Annotated in this window: 18 protein-coding genes; 7 read left to right on the top strand and 11 right to left on the bottom strand. The window is 67.1% G+C overall.

Annotated features, from left to right (window positions below; genetic code table 11):
• Positions 1–65: 65 nt before the first annotated feature.
• The 6 genes from FB548_RS18005 to ampE are packed head-to-tail and all read left to right on the top strand — an operon-like array spanning position 66 to position 4,337.
• Complete coding sequence (locus tag FB548_RS18005) at positions 66–800, top strand: DUF6776 family protein (RefSeq protein ID WP_142126191.1); 735 nt, start codon at positions 66–68, stop codon at positions 798–800.
• A gap of 1 nt (position 801) precedes the next feature.
• Positions 802–1,233 carry a polymer-forming cytoskeletal protein gene (locus tag FB548_RS18000; protein ID WP_142126190.1) on the top strand — a complete coding sequence of 144 codons (432 nt, stop codon included), beginning with the start codon at positions 802–804 and terminating at the stop codon, positions 1,231–1,233.
• A 48-nt stretch (positions 1,234–1,281) separates the two neighbouring features.
• Positions 1,282–2,010 carry a DUF6776 family protein gene (locus tag FB548_RS17995; protein WP_255470619.1) on the top strand — a complete coding sequence of 243 codons (729 nt, stop codon included), beginning with the start codon at positions 1,282–1,284 and terminating at the stop codon, positions 2,008–2,010.
• Between the two features lie 37 nt (positions 2,011–2,047).
• Entirely contained in the window at positions 2,048–2,434 is a 387-nt protein-coding gene (erpA, locus tag FB548_RS17990; protein ID WP_142126189.1) for an iron-sulfur cluster insertion protein ErpA, read from the top strand.
• A gap of 20 nt (positions 2,435–2,454) precedes the next feature.
• On the top strand, positions 2,455–3,405 hold the full coding sequence (gene nudC, locus FB548_RS17985) for an NAD(+) diphosphatase (protein WP_142126188.1): 951 nt from the start codon (positions 2,455–2,457) through the stop codon (positions 3,403–3,405).
• A 38-nt stretch (positions 3,406–3,443) separates the two neighbouring features.
• Entirely contained in the window at positions 3,444–4,337 is an 894-nt protein-coding gene (gene ampE / locus FB548_RS17980) for a regulatory signaling modulator protein AmpE (RefSeq protein WP_142126187.1), read from the top strand.
• Between the two features lie 60 nt (positions 4,338–4,397).
• On the opposite strand, the gene FB548_RS17975 is transcribed toward ampE, so the two are convergent.
• The 5 genes from FB548_RS17975 to FB548_RS17955 form a co-directional block, all read right to left on the bottom strand.
• Positions 4,398–4,667 carry a CD225/dispanin family protein gene (locus tag FB548_RS17975; protein WP_142126186.1) on the bottom strand — a complete coding sequence of 90 codons (270 nt, stop codon included), beginning with the start codon at positions 4,665–4,667 and terminating at the stop codon, positions 4,398–4,400.
• An 85-nt stretch (positions 4,668–4,752) separates the two neighbouring features.
• Positions 4,753–5,175: a DUF2752 domain-containing protein gene (locus tag FB548_RS17970; RefSeq protein ID WP_142126185.1), complete on the bottom strand. Its 423-nt coding sequence runs from the start codon at positions 5,173–5,175 to the stop codon at positions 4,753–4,755.
• 4 nt (positions 5,176–5,179) lie between these two features.
• Positions 5,180–5,542, bottom strand: a complete 363-nt coding sequence (locus FB548_RS17965) for a CD225/dispanin family protein (RefSeq protein ID WP_142126184.1) — start codon at positions 5,540–5,542, stop codon at positions 5,180–5,182.
• A 19-nt stretch (positions 5,543–5,561) separates the two neighbouring features.
• Complete coding sequence (locus tag FB548_RS17960) at positions 5,562–5,861, bottom strand: CD225/dispanin family protein (protein WP_142126183.1); 300 nt, start codon at positions 5,859–5,861, stop codon at positions 5,562–5,564.
• A 111-nt stretch (positions 5,862–5,972) separates the two neighbouring features.
• Positions 5,973–7,868 carry an MFS transporter gene (locus FB548_RS17955; protein ID WP_142126182.1) on the bottom strand — a complete coding sequence of 632 codons (1,896 nt, stop codon included), beginning with the start codon at positions 7,866–7,868 and terminating at the stop codon, positions 5,973–5,975.
• 145 nt (positions 7,869–8,013) lie between these two features.
• Between FB548_RS17955 and FB548_RS17950 the strand changes: the two genes are divergently transcribed.
• Complete coding sequence (locus FB548_RS17950; RefSeq protein ID WP_142126181.1) at positions 8,014–9,120, top strand: NADH:flavin oxidoreductase/NADH oxidase; 1,107 nt, start codon at positions 8,014–8,016, stop codon at positions 9,118–9,120.
• A gap of 4 nt (positions 9,121–9,124) precedes the next feature.
• Here the strand turns inward: FB548_RS17950 and purD are convergent, their stop codons facing one another.
• From purD to prmA, 6 genes are all read right to left on the bottom strand, one after another.
• Positions 9,125–10,417: a phosphoribosylamine--glycine ligase gene (purD, locus tag FB548_RS17945; protein ID WP_142126180.1), complete on the bottom strand. Its 1,293-nt coding sequence runs from the start codon at positions 10,415–10,417 to the stop codon at positions 9,125–9,127.
• Between the two features lie 10 nt (positions 10,418–10,427).
• Complete coding sequence (locus FB548_RS17940) at positions 10,428–10,862, bottom strand: hypothetical protein (protein ID WP_142126179.1); 435 nt, start codon at positions 10,860–10,862, stop codon at positions 10,428–10,430.
• An 89-nt stretch (positions 10,863–10,951) separates the two neighbouring features.
• Positions 10,952–12,538, bottom strand: coding sequence for a bifunctional phosphoribosylaminoimidazolecarboxamide formyltransferase/IMP cyclohydrolase (gene purH, locus FB548_RS17935; protein WP_142126178.1), 1,587 nt, complete (start codon positions 12,536–12,538; stop codon positions 10,952–10,954).
• Positions 12,539–12,614: 76 nt separating this feature from the next.
• Complete coding sequence (fis, locus tag FB548_RS17930; RefSeq protein ID WP_142126177.1) at positions 12,615–12,887, bottom strand: DNA-binding transcriptional regulator Fis; 273 nt, start codon at positions 12,885–12,887, stop codon at positions 12,615–12,617.
• A 120-nt stretch (positions 12,888–13,007) separates the two neighbouring features.
• On the bottom strand, positions 13,008–13,592 hold the full coding sequence (locus FB548_RS18845) for a DUF3426 domain-containing protein (RefSeq protein ID WP_185742164.1): 585 nt from the start codon (positions 13,590–13,592) through the stop codon (positions 13,008–13,010).
• A gap of 436 nt (positions 13,593–14,028) precedes the next feature.
• Complete coding sequence (gene prmA / locus FB548_RS17920) at positions 14,029–14,943, bottom strand: 50S ribosomal protein L11 methyltransferase (RefSeq protein ID WP_142126175.1); 915 nt, start codon at positions 14,941–14,943, stop codon at positions 14,029–14,031.
• Positions 14,944–14,963: the final 20 nt, after the last annotated feature.

The raw sequence follows: 14,963 nt of genomic DNA, 5'->3' as shown, positions 1-14,963 counted from the left end.
CCACTGCGGCGAGTATAGGGGTCCCGTCTGGCTGTCGGCTGAGCGCCGCATGCCGCATGTCCGTCATGTCTGCACCTGCTCCATCTCGCTTCAGGGTTGTGCCGCGTGACGCGGCTGTGCGTCGTCGTGGAGCCTCCTTGCTGTTCGGCCTGGCTTGGGCAGGCAGTCTGGTGGCCATGTGGTTCGCCGCCAGCTACACCGCCGCACCGCGATTGGCGAAGGCCGATGCCAATCGCGTACAGGCGGAACGTGAGCTGGCCATAGTGCGCGGCGAACTGCGCAACCTGCGCCAGCGCGAGTCGACGCTCACCCGCTCCGATCAGATCAGCCGTGCGGCCAACGCCGAAGTGCAGGATGCGCTGGCCGAACGTGATGAGGAGATCGCTGCGTTGCGGGCCGATGTGGCGTTCTATGAGCGGCTGGTCGGTTCGACCAGCCAGCGCAAGGGCCTGAGCGTGCATGTGGCCGAATTCGCACCTGAGGCGGGCGGAACCTGGCGTTACCAGATCATGCTGACGCAGACGCTGAACCGTGGCGCGATCAGCCAGGGCCAGATGCGCTTCGCCGTGGAAGGCGTGCGCGAAGGCAAGCTGGCCGCGGTGCAGTGGGACGAACTGCACCAGCAGCGCAGCGCGCCGGGACAGACCTACTCTTTCCGATATTTCCAGCAGTTGGATGGCAACGTGATGCTGCCGCCCGGGTTCACGCCTCAGCGCGTCAAGGTGACGCTGAATGGCGGAGACGCGGCGGTGGAACAGGCCTTCGACTGGAAGACCGCCACAGCCGCAGGAGGCAAGTGAAATGTTCAAGACCAAGCCCATCCGCCCCGACGTGGGCGCCATCGACACGCTCATCGGGCCGCAGGTCACCATCCGTGGCGACGTGGTGTTCAGTGGCGGCCTGTACGTGGAAGGCCATATCCAGGGCAAGGTCATCGCCGAAGCCGGGGAGCGCGCCGTGTTGACGCTGGCCGAGCAGGGCAGCATCGAAGGCGAAGTGCAGGTGCCCGTGGTGGTCATCAACGGCCGCATGACCGGCGATGTGCACGCCTTCGACCGGATCGAGCTGGCCGCCAAGGCGCGCGTGCAGGGCAACCTGCATTACAAGGTCGTCGAGATGAGTGCGGGCGCGCAGTTGACTGGGCGCCTGGTGCATGCGGATGCCCTGCCTGCGGGATCGCCGTCGCATGATGGTGCCGCCTTGCCGGAAGCGTGGGCTACGGCCGACGCCTGACGGGGGGCATTCAGAGCCCGCTGGGATCGGTCGCGCTATCCTGCGACCATGAATCCCCAGCCCGTACCGCCAAGTGTCCCGCCGCCCAGGCTGGTGGGGTGGCCGGTGTTGATCGCCGTGTTGGTGGCGGCGCTTTCGTTTGGCGGCTGGGGCCTCTGGGAAGTATTCGCGCGCCATGCGGGCGAAGCCCCCACGGCAGCGCAGTCGCGCGAGCAGCAGCGGCGCATCGAGATGCTGGAGCAGCGAAGCGCCACGCTGGCACGCTCGGACCAGATCAGCCGCGACGCCAACCGCGACCTGCAGGCGACGCTGTCCGAACGCGATGAGGAAATCGCCGGCCTGCGCGCCGACGTGGCCTTCTACGAGCGTTTCGTCGGTGCCACCGCGCAGCGCCGTGGCCTGTCGGTGCACGAGCTCACGCTGCAGCCGCAGGACGAGCAGGCGTGGCACTTCACCGCCACGCTGACGCAGAACCTCAATCGCGGCGCCGTCAACGCCGGCCGCCTGCTGGTATCGGTGGAGGGCACCGAGGCGGGCAAGCTGCGCCGCCTGGGGTGGGCCGATCTGCGGCAGCAGCCCAATGCGCCCGGCGTGCCGTATTCGTTCAAGTACTTCCAGCAGGTCGAAGGCGATCTGCTGCTGCCGCCGGGTTTCAAGCCCGTCCGCGTGATCGCCCGCGTGGTGCCGCAGAGCGGCGCAGCCGTCGAGCAATCGTTCCCGTGGGCGCAGGCGGCGGCCAAGGAAGGCGCAGGCGAAGGCAGCACCGGCACACGTTGAGCTTGAACTGCCTCCCGCCAGCCCCCATCCTTCCGCCATGACCACTGTCGTTTCCCTGCCGACCGCAGCCGCCGCTCCGGACTACCAGTCCATCGATCGGCCGCTGAACTTCACGCCTGCCGCGGCGGCCAAGGTGCGCGAGCTGGTCCAGGAAGAAGGCAACGATGCCTTGGCCTTGCGCGTCTATATCCAGGGCGGCGGCTGTTCGGGCTTCCAGTACGGGTTCGAGTTCGACGAGAACCGTGCCGACGACGATGTTGCCGTGGATACCGATGGCGTGTCGCTGCTGGTCGATCCGCTGAGCCTGCAGTACCTGATGGGCGCGGAAGTGGATTACAGCGAAAGCCTGCAGGGTGCGCAGTTCGTCATCCGCAACCCCAACGCCAAGACCACCTGCGGCTGCGGCAGCAGTTTCAGCATGTGAATGCCGGCCTGCCGCGTTCCGTGACAGGTCCCGTCTCCTCTGGCACGCCGCTCACCGGCTTCGCCTTCGCGGGCGATACGCTGGATCGCGCCGACGCGCTGCGCGACGACACCGGGGCGTTGACCGCGTTGTGGCCGGCCGCCCGCGTGATGTTGCTGGACGATGACGGGCGCGCCATGGTCGACGTGGACGGCAAGCTGCTGGCACCTGAAGGTGCGTCGCTCGGCGGTGGGCCGGGCGCGAGCCTGTTCCTGGGCCTGAAGGACGGCGTGGCATGGTTCGCGGCGCATGCCCGGCACCATGCAGTGCAGGCGCCGTCATGGCTGGATCTGCGGCCCGCAGCCGCGGCGTGGCCTGCCTTCGCGTCAGGCGTGTTCGCCATGGCGCGAGCCCTGTTGCACTGGCAGTCGTCGACACAATTCTGCAGCGCATGCGGCGGCGCCATCACGTTCCGCCGCGCGGGTTACATCGCCCATTGCACGCAGTGCGGGAAGGATCATTATCCGCGCGTGGATCCTGCCGTCATCGTGGCGGTCAGCGATGGCGAGCGCCTGCTGCTGGGCCGGCAGGCATCGTGGCCGCCGCGTCGCTACTCGGTCATCGCGGGCTTCGTGGAGCCCGGCGAGACGCTGGAGCAGACCGTTGCCCGCGAAGTGCTCGAAGAAGCGCAGGTGCGGGTACGCGATTGCCGCTACCTCGGCGCACAGCCGTGGCCGTTCCCGGGCGCGCTGATGCTGGGCTTCTGCGCCGATGCAGAACCCGATCCGCCCCAGGTGGACGGCGAACTCGAGGACGCGCGCTGGTTCACGTTCGACGAGATCGATGCGGCACTCGCGCGAGGAGACGACAACACGGGCGATGGGCTGCTGCTGTCGCCGTCCATCTCCATCGCGCGCGCGCTGATAGAACACTGGCATGCCGGCATGCGCGCGACGCGCGACTCGAAGATCCCCGACAAGACCGGGCATTAACAGGCAGCCGCGCTAGAATCCCGGCTCGGAGGAATTGCATGTCGATCACGCTCGTCGCCGTCGTGCTTGCGCTGGTGCTGGGGCATGTGGCACCCGCGCTGGTCGCATCGTTCCGCCAGTACGCATGGTATGGCGCATGGTTACGCTGGCTGGGCGAGCGCTCCGGCGGCGCGGGCGTCTGGCAGGCGCGCTACGGCATCGTATTGGCCATGGTGCCGGTGTTGCTGGTGGTCGCGCTGCTGCAATGGATGCTCGATGGTCCCCTGTACGGGTTGCCCGGCCTGCTGTTCGACATCGTGGTCCTGGTCTATGCCTGGGGTCCACGGGACCTGGATGTGGATGTCGAGGCGGTCATCGATGCGCACGATGCATCCACCCGTCGCGCCGCGATCGCCCGGCTCGGGCTGACTGGCGAAGCAGCGACGCTGGATGGGCCCGCGCTGGTGGAGGCGGTGTTCGTCAACGCGATGCAGCGCTGGTTCGGCGTGCTGTTCTGGTTCCTGCTGCTGGGCCCGGTCGGCGCGGTGCTCTATCGCCTGTCGGTATTGGCGACGCAGGACGAATGCGCCTCGACGTTGCCCGAAGAGAATCGCCTTGGCGCGCGCGCGTTGAAGACCGTACTGGACTGGCCTGTCGCGCAGCTGATGACGCTGGCGATGGCGCTGGTCGGCAACTTCGATACGGTGTTCACCGCTTGGCGCGAAGCCGGCGGCACCCGTTTCCAGCTGGGCACCGGATTCCTGGGCTATGTCGCGCGCGCCAGCGTGCGCTGCGAACTGGCCGAGGAAGCGGAGGAATACGCCGAGGAAGGCATGGTCCAGGCCATGCGCGAACTGCCCGAGCTGCGCGACGCGATGAGCCTGGTCTGGCGCATCCTGTTGCTGTGGCTGGCACTGCTCGCGGTGTTCGTGATCGGTGGCTGGGTCAGCTGACGGCCGCGAATGAAAAAAGCCCGCAGGAGCGGGCTTTTTTGCGCTTTGACGCGGTGTCCCTTACTGGGACATTGCTGCCATGCCGCCCATCGCGAAAATGAAGATGATGTAGAGCACCGCCAGCGACACGCCCGCGATCGCGGACCACATGGCCCACTTCTTCGCCTTGTCCGATGCCTCTTGCGCGCCCGCCATGTCGCCCACGGCCAGTTTGCCGTTGACTTGGGCGGCGAACACGATCGAAACGATGCCGAGGGGCAGGCAGCAGAACAGGGTGGAGAGGATCGCCCACACCAGATGGTTGGGGACGTACTGCGAATTCGTGTTCATGTGCTTGGCTCCTTGAGGATGTTGAGGGTTTGGGGGGGTGGAAGCGTAAGTGGACGGTGATCGCAAGGGCAGCGTGCAACAGGCGTCAGCCCGGCGCCAACCAGGCGAACGGTATCCAGGGCAGGTTGCGGAGAATCCAGAATCCCGAGAGCAAAAGCAGCCACAGGATAGGGGAAGAGACGCGCTGCACGAACGGATGGAGCCACGCGGGACGCCAGCCCAGCGACCAGGCCGCCAGCACCGGAAGGAGCGGCAGCACGGACACCAGCAGGGGGTTCATGGAGAACGCCTTGCCTATATCGCCGTGCACCAGGGCGTGGAGCGCGCGGGTGGCGCCGCAGCCTGCGCAGTAGAAGCCGGTAAGAGTCTTGAACAGGCAGGCAGGAAAAGGATTGCCCACCGCGTTGGGGTCGAATGTACGCAGCAGCCAGACGCCAGCCACCAATGCCGACATGCCTGCCAGACTGGCAATGGCGATGCCGGCACGTTGTAGGGACACATTCGTCATGGCGTCAACGCTGCCGCTGTGCCTGCTCAACAGCTTCCCGGAACATCACTTCGAACTGGTCGATGCCGCCGGCACTGTGGATGCTCCAGGCCAGATACACAACGCACAGCAGGGCAAGCCCCACCGTCACCCAACAAAGGATCTTTGCCACCGTGGCAGCGCTGCGCGCGCCGGCCAGATCGCCCTGACGCAGCTTGCTGTTGACCTGCGTGGAAAAAAAGATGGCAATGGCGCCCGGAATGGCGCCCAGACCGCAGCACGTGCAGAACGTCGCGAAGGCGGCGATCACGGTGACGGCAATCGACCAGCCCAGATGGTTCGGGATGTTCTGGGGAGCGGCGTCGGGAAGAGGAGGCATCGCATTCATCTGGAGATTCCTGTGGGCTTCAGCCGCTCAGTCCGCCCAGCAGACTGACACCGCCAATGAAGAAAACGAACAACAGATACAGGACCAACGGCACCAGTGCGCAGGCCGCAGACACCAGTGCCCATAGCTTGGCTTTGCTGGACGCATCCAGCGCACCCGCCAGATCGCCCGCGGCGCGCTTGCCATCCACCTGCGCGGCGAACACGATGGAGACGATGCCCAGCGGCAGGCAGCAGAACAGCGTGCTCAAGATGGCCCACACCAGATGGTTGGGCACATAGGGCGCGTGCTGCGATGGCAGCGGCGGCGTGGCACTCATGGTGGTCTTCCGAAGGCAGGTGAAACGTCGTTGATGTTCTCGGCAGGCGGCAACGTCATGCCCCCGCAGTCCCCCCGATAGACTAACCGAGCGGCAGAGCCGGCGAAACCATCACGCCGCATCCCCGCGCAGCGCGCGCACCCGCGCCTCCAGGACCTCGGCGGTCACGGCGGCGCCGTCCAGGGGCTCGCTGGCCACCACGTCCACGTGCGCGCGGAAACGGCGGGGCACGCGCATGCGCCCCATCCGATTGTCGCGATGGCTCCACATGCTGGTCCACATCCCCTTCAGCGCCATGGGCACGACGGGCACCGGGCGGCGCTCCAGGATCTTCTCCACGCCGGACTTGAACGCGGCGATCTCGCCATCCTTCGTCAACGCGCCTTCGGGGAAGATGCCGACGATCTCGCCCGCCGCCAACGCAGCGTCGATTTCCTCGAATGCACGCCGCATCAGTTCCGGGTTCTCCCGCGCGCCGGCGATCGGGATGGCCTTGGCCGTGCGGAAGATCCAGCTCATCACCGGGATCTGGAAGATCCGGTAGTACATGACGAAACGCACCGGTCGAGGAATCGTCGCCGACAGGATCAGCGCGTCCATGTAGCTGACGTGGTTGCAGACAATCAGCGCAGGGCCTTCATCGGGTACGTGCTTCTCGATGCCGTGCAGGCGCAGGCGATACAACGCGCGCACGAACAGCCAGCTGAGGAACCGCATCAGGAACTCGGGCACGATGGTGAAGATCCAGATCGCCACCAGCGCGTTCGCGATGGCCAGCGCCAGGAAAATCTGCGGACCGCTCCAGCCCAGCGCATGCAGGCCCAGGCCGACCAGCGCGGCCAACACGATGAAGCCCGAGTTCTGGATGTTGAGCGCGGCGAACACGCGCGCCATCCGCGAGTTCGCCGTGCGGCTCTGGATCAGCGCGAACAGCGGCACCACGAAAATGCCGGCGAACATGCCGATGCCGATCAGGTCGATCATGATCCGCACGCTGCCGGCCTGGCGGACGAACTCGGCCACGCCAAGGCCGTTGGTGGGTGCGGTGCCCGGCCGGGCGAAGTAGAGATCGAGCAGGAACGCCGTCATGCCGAACGCGCCCACCGGCACCAGGCCGATTTCGACGGTGCGGCCGGACAGCTTCTCGCACAGCAGTGAACCGATGCCGGTGCCCACCGAGAACAGCGCCAGCGCGAACACGTACAGCGTCGACGAACCATCGGCGGCGCCGAGGTGCAGTTTCGCGTACGCCGGCAACTGCGAGGTCAGCAACGTGCCGAAGAACCAGAACCATGACACGCCGAGGATGGCGTTTCGCACGGCCAACTGCTGTTTCGCCATGCGCAGCACGGCCAGCGATTCGGGAATTGGGTTCCAGCGGATGACCAGGTCGGGCGCGCCCGCGTCCATGCGCGGGATCAGTCGCGATACGACGTTGCCCAGCACGGCGAGCAGCACGATGGCGATGGCGGCCGCCTGCGGCCCGTACGCCCCGGCCACCTGGAAGATCATGCCGCCGGCGATCATGCCGCACAGGATCGAGATCGACGTGCCCATCTCGACCAGTCCGTTGCCGCCAGTCAGTTCCTCTGGTTTGAGGATCGAGGGCAGCACGGAATACTTCACCGGCCCGAACAGCGTGGACTGCACGCCGGTACAGAACAGCGCGACCAGCAGGACCGGCATGTTCTGCAGCAGGAAGCCCATCGCCGCCAGCGACATGATGACGATTTCCATCGTCGTGGTGATCACGATCAGCCGATGCTTCTCGAGCTTCTCGGCGAACTGGCCCGCGATGGCGGAGAACAGGAAGTAGGGGAGGATGAAGATCGCCGGCGCCAGCGTGGCGTACAGCGAAAGTTCGCCATCGCTGGCGCCCAGGAAGAACAGCAGCGCGATGATCGCCTGCCGGTACACGTTGTCGTTGAAGGCGCCCAGCGCCTGGACGGTGAAATACGGCAGGAACCGTCGTTGTTTCAGCAGCGAGAACTGGCTGTAGCTGGACATGCGCCCTCCATGGGTTGCCGCGCAGCCTAGCAAATCGCGATGGCGGTGCGTGCCGTCGCGCCCGACAGTGTTCCGTCGGTGGCGTTGATGGGTGGTGGAGGCGGGGGGATAGTGGCGGCCCCACGTCGTCCGGTCTTGTTCCTCCATGAGTCGCCTGTTCTCGCCCCTCGCCCTGGGGCCGCTGTCGCTTTCCAATCGCATCGTCATCGCGCCGATGTGCCAGTACTCCTCCGAAGATGGCCGTGCCACCGACTGGCATGCTTTCCATTGGCCGAATCTGGCCCAGTCCGGCGCCGGGCTGGCGATCATCGAAGCGACCGCCGTCGAACCGCGTGGGCGCATCAGCTGGGCCGACCTCGGCTTGTGGGATGACACGACCGAAGCCGCATTCGCCAGGGCGCTGGCAGCGACACGCCGCTACTCCTCCATGCCGATCGGCGTGCAGCTGGCGCATGCCGGGCGAAAAGCGTCCACCCATCGTCCCTGGGATGATCATGGCGCGCAGATCGCGCCTGATGCACCGCATGGCTGGCAAACGGTGTCCGCATCGCCGCTCGCCTACAGCGAAGGCCAGCATCCGCCGCTGGCGTTGGACCAGGCGGGCATCGATGCCATCGTTGCCGCGTTCGCCAACAGCGCGCTGCGTGCGGTACGGCTGGGTCTGGATCTGATCGAGATCCATGCCGCGCATGGCTACCTGCTGCATCAATTCCTGTCGCCGCTCAGCAACCGGCGCGAGGATGCATATGGCGGCACGCTGGAGAACCGCATGCGGCTGGTGCTGCAGGTGTTCGATGCGGTCAAGGCGGCGGTGCCCGACACGATGGCCGTCGGCATCCGCGTTTCCGCCACCGACTGGGTGGAGGGCGGCTGGGACCTGGCGCAGAGCATCGCGCTCGCGAAGGCGCTCGATGCACGCGGTTGCCACTTCATCCATGTCTCCAGTGGCGGCCTCCATCCCGCGCAGAAGATCACTCTTGAGCCGGGTTACCAGGTGCCGTTCGCGGCGGCGATCAGGCAGCAGGTCGCGATGCCGGTGATCGCGGTAGGCCTGATCACCGAGCCGCAACAGGCCGAAGACATCCTGCGGCAGGACCGGGCCGATGCCATCGGGCTAGCACGCGGCATCCTGTACGACCCGCGCTGGCCATGGCATGCAGCGGTGGCGCTGGGCGCGAAGATCGCGGTCGCGCCGCAGTACCTGCGCAGCGCGCCACGCGAGCACGCGGCGAACTTCGTGCAGGCGCGATAGCCGGTCAGGCGCTCGCGTGTTCGCGCGCGATCGCGCGCCAGCCGATGTCGGAGCGGTGGAACTCGTTGGTCCAGCGCACCTTGTCCACGCCGGCGTAGGCGTTGCGCTGTGCATCGGACACCGAGTCGCCGAGCGCGGCGACGCACAGCACGCGGCCCCCCGCGCTGACGACGCGACCCTCCGCATCCAGCGCGGTCCCGGCATGGAAGACCTTGGCCGTCGCGGGGATTTCGTCCAGTCCGGTGATCACGTCACCGGTCATCGGTGTGTCCGGATAGGGCGACGCGGCCATCACCACGCCGAGCGAGGGACGCGGGTCCCACTGTGCCTCGGTAGCGTCGAGCCGGCTGTCGATGGCGGCTTCGACCAAGTCCACCAGGTCCGACTGCAGGCGCAGCATCACCGGCTGCGTCTCGGGGTCGCCGAAGCGCACGTTGAACTCGATCACTTTCGGCGCACCGCGCGCGTCGATCATCAGGCCGGCATACAGGAAACCGGTGAACGGCACGCCATCGGCGATCATGCCCTGCACGGTGGGGTTCACCACCTCGCGCATCACGCGTGCGTGCACCTCGGGCGTGACCACCGGGGCGGGCGAATACGCCCCCATGCCGCCGGTGTTGGGGCCCGTGTCGCCGTCGCCGACCCGTTTGTGGTCCTGGCTGGTGGCCATCGGCAGCGCGGTGGTGCCGTCGACCATCGAGATGAAGCTGGCCTCCTCACCCTCCAGGAATTCCTCGATCACCACGCGCGCGCCGGCATCGCCGAACGCATTGCCCGACAGCATGTCGCGCACCGCCGCCTCGGCTTCCTCAAGTGTCATCGCCACGATCACGCCCTTGCCGGCGGCTAGGCCGTCGGCCTTGACCACGATCGGCGCGCCTTTCTCGCGGAGGTACGCGAGCGCGGCGTCCACTTCGGTATGCACGGCGTAGAACGCGGTCGGGATGCCGTGGCGCGCCAGGAAATCCTTGGCGAATGCCTTGCTGCCCTCCAGCTGCGCCGCAGCGGCGGTGGGACCGAAAACACGCAATCCCGCCAGACGGAAGCGGTCCACCACGCCGGCCACGAGCGGAACTTCGGGACCGACCACGGTCAGGCCCACGCCTGCCTCCTGCGCCAAGGCCAGCAGACCGTCGATGTCGGTGACCTTGACCGCGACGTTGCAGCACTTCGCCTCCGTCGCGGTGCCCGCGTTGCCGGGTGCCACGATCACCTCGTCCACGCGTGGCGACTGCGCCAGCTTCCACGCCAGCGCGTGCTCGCGACCGCCGGAACCGATGACCAGGACTTTCAAGGGGTATTCCTCATGGTTGGGCCGGCGCATCCGTCGGCGGTGTCGCGCATGCGCGCGCGGGGAGTTCGACATCGAAGAAAACGGCGTCGTGACGGTCGACGAAACGACGCACCAGGACGGCGTCGGTGTCGGTCAGCGGCATGATCGCCGGCTGCGTGCACAGCTCGCGCAGCGCGATCTGCTCGCTTTCCTTCAGCGTGTCGAAACCGGGGGCCTCGCGGGTTCTGGCGGCGCTCCCCTTCGGACTGCGGATGAGCAGCACCAGGCGGTCACCCTCGATGGCGACCGATTCGGTCACCAGGTCCTCGAAGTAGGGCGCGGGCAACGTGGCCGCGACCTTCGTGCGCGCCTCTTGCAGACTCGCCTGCGTGTCTGCGCAGCCGGCAAGCGCGAGGACGACGAGCGCCGTGACGGGCATGGCGGAAAGGGCGCGAAGGATCTTCATGGCCGTGGTGATGCTCCGTACTGGTCAACGAGCGGAGAAGGCTGCCGGGCCGATGACGACCGCCAGGGCGGCATCATCGTGCCCTGTCTTCAGTGGCGGAAGTGCCGCACGCCGGTGAAGACCATCGCGATGCCGTGCTCGTCGGCGGCGGCAATGACTTCGCCATCGCGCATGGAGCCGCCCGGCTGGATCACCGCCTTGATGCCGGCGGCCGCCGCGGCGTCGATGCCGTCGCGGAACGGGAAGAACGCATCGCTGGCCATCACCGAACCTTCGACCACGAGATTCGCGTCGGCCGCCTTGATGCCAGCGATGCGCGCGGAGTACACGCGGCTCATCTGGCCGGCACCGACGCCGATGGTGCGGTGGTCCTTCGCGTAGACGATGGCGTTGGATTTCACGAACTTCGCCACCTTCCACGCGAACAGCAGGTCGGTGAACTGCGCATCGGTCGGCGCGAGCTTCGTGACCACCTTGAGCTCGTCGCGCGTTACCACGCGGTCGTCGGCGGTCTGCAGCAGCAGGCCGGAGCCGACGCGCTTGGTATCGATGAAGCCGGTCGATGCCGGCGCCAGCGGAATGCGCAGTACGCGCACGTTGGCCTTCTTCGCCGCGTAGTCGAGCGCGGCGGGCTCGTAGTCCGGCGCGATCAGCACCTCGACGAACTGGCGGTCGAGGATCACCTTCGCCGTCGCGGCATCCAGCGTGCGGTTGAACGCGATGATGCCGCCGAACGCGCTGGTCGGGTCGGTGGCGTAGGCGAGTTCGTAGGCATCGCCGCAAGCCACGCCGACCGCCACGCCGCAGGGGTTGGCGTGCTTGACGATCACGCAGGCCGGCGCGTCGAACTGGCGCACGCATTCCCAGGCCGCATCGCTGTCGGCGATGTTGTTGTAGCTCAGTTCCTTGCCCTGCAGCTGCGTGAAGGTCGCCAGCGAACCGGGCGCCGGATAAAGGTCGCGGTAGAACGCAGCCTGCTGGTGCGGGTTCTCGCCGTAGCGCAGATCCATGACCTTGACGAAGCTGCCGTTGGCCTGCGCCGAGAACGTGGCGCGCACTGGGACCTCGCCCGAGGTGTCGGTGACGGCGGACAGATAGTTGCTGATCGCGGCGTCATACTGGGCCACGCGGTTGAAGGCGGCGACCGACAGCGCGAAGCGTGTCTTCGCCGACAGCGCGCCCTCGTTCGCATCGAGTTCGGCCACCAGGCCGGCGTACTGCGACGGGTCGGTCGCGACGGCGACGCGTGCGAAGTTCTTCGCCGCCGAGCGCAGCATCGCGGGACCGCCGATATCGATGTTCTCCACCGCGTCCGCCAACGTGCAGTCTGCCTTCGCCGTCACGGATTCGAACGGATACAGGTTCAACACCAGCAGGTCGATCGCACCGATGCCGTGCTCGGCCATCACAGCGTCGTCGGTACCGGCACGGCCCAGCAGGCCGCCGTGCACCTTGGGGTGCAGCGTCTTGACGCGGCCGTCCATCATTTCCGGGAATCCGGTGACCTCGGCCACATCGCGCACGGACAGGCCGGCGTCACGCAATGTCCTGGCAGTGCCGCCGGTGGACAGCAGTTCGACATTGCGGGCGGCGAGGGCACGGGCCAGGTCGAGCAGGCCGGTCTTGTCGGATACGGACAGCAACGCCCGGCGCACGGGCTGGAAATCGAGGGTCATGGGGACGGCGGTACGGATCGGGGCGCGAATTATAACGCGCCGCACCATCACGCCCGGCCCTCGGCCGGACGGCCTGTCAGGCCAGTCCGTAGTCCTTGAGCTTCTTGCGCAGGGTGGCGCGATGGATGCCCAGCATGGCCGCGGCGCGGCTCTGGTTGCCTTCGCAATGGTTGAGCACTTCCACGAACAGCGGGATCTCCATCTCGCGCAGCACGATCTCGTACACGTCGTCCGCCTCGCAGCCATCCAGGTCACGCAGGTAGCGGCGGACGGACACGGCGACATGCTCGCGCAGCGGCGGGCGCGACGTGGCGCGTGGCGTGTCCTGACGGGTGGAGGCAGCGTTCAATCGGATCCCCTGGTGCAACGGATGCGGATGCCCGCCATGTGCTTGTGGGTATTCGGCGGGGGGACGAGTCTAGCGCCTGAGCGCGGCGCGCGCATCCGCTTTTTGATGAATCCGACGCGCTTAACGGAAGTCGAAGGAGAACGCGACGACGTTCGCGCTCGGCTCGCGCACAAGCACGGCCATCTGGGCGCTCTGGCCGGGGCCGATGGACGATGACACCTCATCCTGCGGCAGATAGTCGCGCGGCTCCAGCGCACGCGCGCCCAGGGTGCGGCCATCGGCATCCTTCAGTGTCAGCAGGATCACCGGCCAACCCTGTTCCCAGCGTGCTTCGTTGCGGAACGTCGCTTGTGCCTGCAATGTTCCCGCCTGGCCGGTGATCGGCCGCACATCACGACTCAGCATGGTGAAGGCGCTGGGTTCGTGCCACATCGGTACGTCGCAGCGGAACGCGGCGCACAGCACCATCACCAGGGGTCGCCATCCTGCCTGTGTCGCCAGGCGGGCGCGATCGGCCAGTACGACCTGCACACACAGCAGTGTGGCAAGTGCACCCACGGCAACCCATTGCCAGCGTGCGCGGGCTGCGTGCACCGGCATGGTGCGCGTGCGTTGCAGGAACCTGGGACCCGTTGCCTTGCGCGTGGGTGCGCCGGCGGTGACGGGTGCCGGCTCTATGGTGGAGGGCGCTGCGTCCTCTGGCATTGCATCGACCGGGACGTCATTGATCGGCGTCGCGCCTTCCAGTGATGCCGCATCTGCCGCGTGCGCGGTGATGTCGGGCGCGTCAACAGCGGGTATTGCTACGTCTGGCGCTTCTGGCGTGGTATCTCGCGAAGCTGCCTCTTCCCCTGCCGTCAGTGTTGTCGTGAGCGTGTCGTCCGATCGCGCGCCTGACGATGCTTCCGCGCCGGCTGCTGCAGGGTTCAGGAAGGTCGCGAGACTTGGCGATGCAGGTACCGCAGCTTCGTCCGCCGTGGCCAATGGTCTGCCGCAGCGTGGACAGTCTGCGGGCACGGCATCGGTATGCCGGTCGCGGGCGACAAGGAACTGGCAATGCGGACAGGCCGTGAACATGGCTCCTATTCAACCATGCACGCCCGCGCGCGTGTTGTGATCGCGGACGCGGCGGAGGGTGGCGTCAGCGACGGATGCCGTCGATACGCATCCAGTCGCCGTCCTGCGTGGCCACCAGGGCATCGAACCACGTCGCGTAGCGGGCCAGCAGTTCGTCTTCCTGTCCCTTGAGGATGCCCGACAGTGCGATGCGGCCACCAGGGGCGACGCGCGCGGCGAGGACGTCGGCCAGTGCGTCCAGCGCCGAGGCCAGGATGTTGGCCACCACCACCGGATAGGTCATCACCGGCTCGTCCTCGGGCAGGTAGACGCTGAAGTTCGCATCCACCTGGTTGCGCTGCGCGTTGTCGGCGCTGGCAAGCAATGCTTGCGGATCGTTGTCCACGCCCACGGCCTGCGCGGCGCCGAGTTTCAAGGCGGCGAGCGCGAGGATGCCGGAACCACAACCGAAGTCGAGCACGCGCTGGCCCTCCAGCGCACCGTCATCGGCGAGCCCGTCGAGCCAATGCAGGCACAGTGCCGTGGTGGGGTGCGTGCCGGATCCGAACGCCAGGCCCGGATCGAGCCGCACGATGGCGGCATCGTCGCCGGCTTCCGCGGGCACTTCGTGGTTCCAGGGCACGATGAAGGTACGGGCGCCGAAGCGCATGGGCTTGAACTGGTCCAGCCACGCGCGTTCCCAGTCCTCGTCCTCGACCTTGCGGAACCCCACCTGTGTCCAGTCCAGCCCGGGATCGAAGGATTCCAGGGCGGCGAGCAGCGTCAGCGCGTTGGCATCCGCATCGAACAATGCGGTCAGCACCAGCGATTTCCACAGGGGAGTCTCGCCTACGCCGGGCTCCAGGATGGCCCGTTCATGGCCGGTGTCCGCATCCGCGTCCAGCAGCGTGACCGAGAGTGCGCCGACGTCCTCGAGGGCGGTCTCATAGCGCGGCTGCTCGATTTCGGTGCAGCGCAGGGAGAGCTCCAGATAAGGCATGGCGTGGGGCGCGGGAAGCG

This window comes from Pseudoxanthomonas sp. 3HH-4 (assembly GCF_006716465.1).
In the GTDB taxonomy this organism is placed as follows: domain Bacteria; phylum Pseudomonadota; class Gammaproteobacteria; order Xanthomonadales; family Xanthomonadaceae; genus Pseudoxanthomonas_A.
Note: the sequence above shows the minus strand (reverse complement) of the source record. Positions and strands in the feature narration are given on the sequence as shown.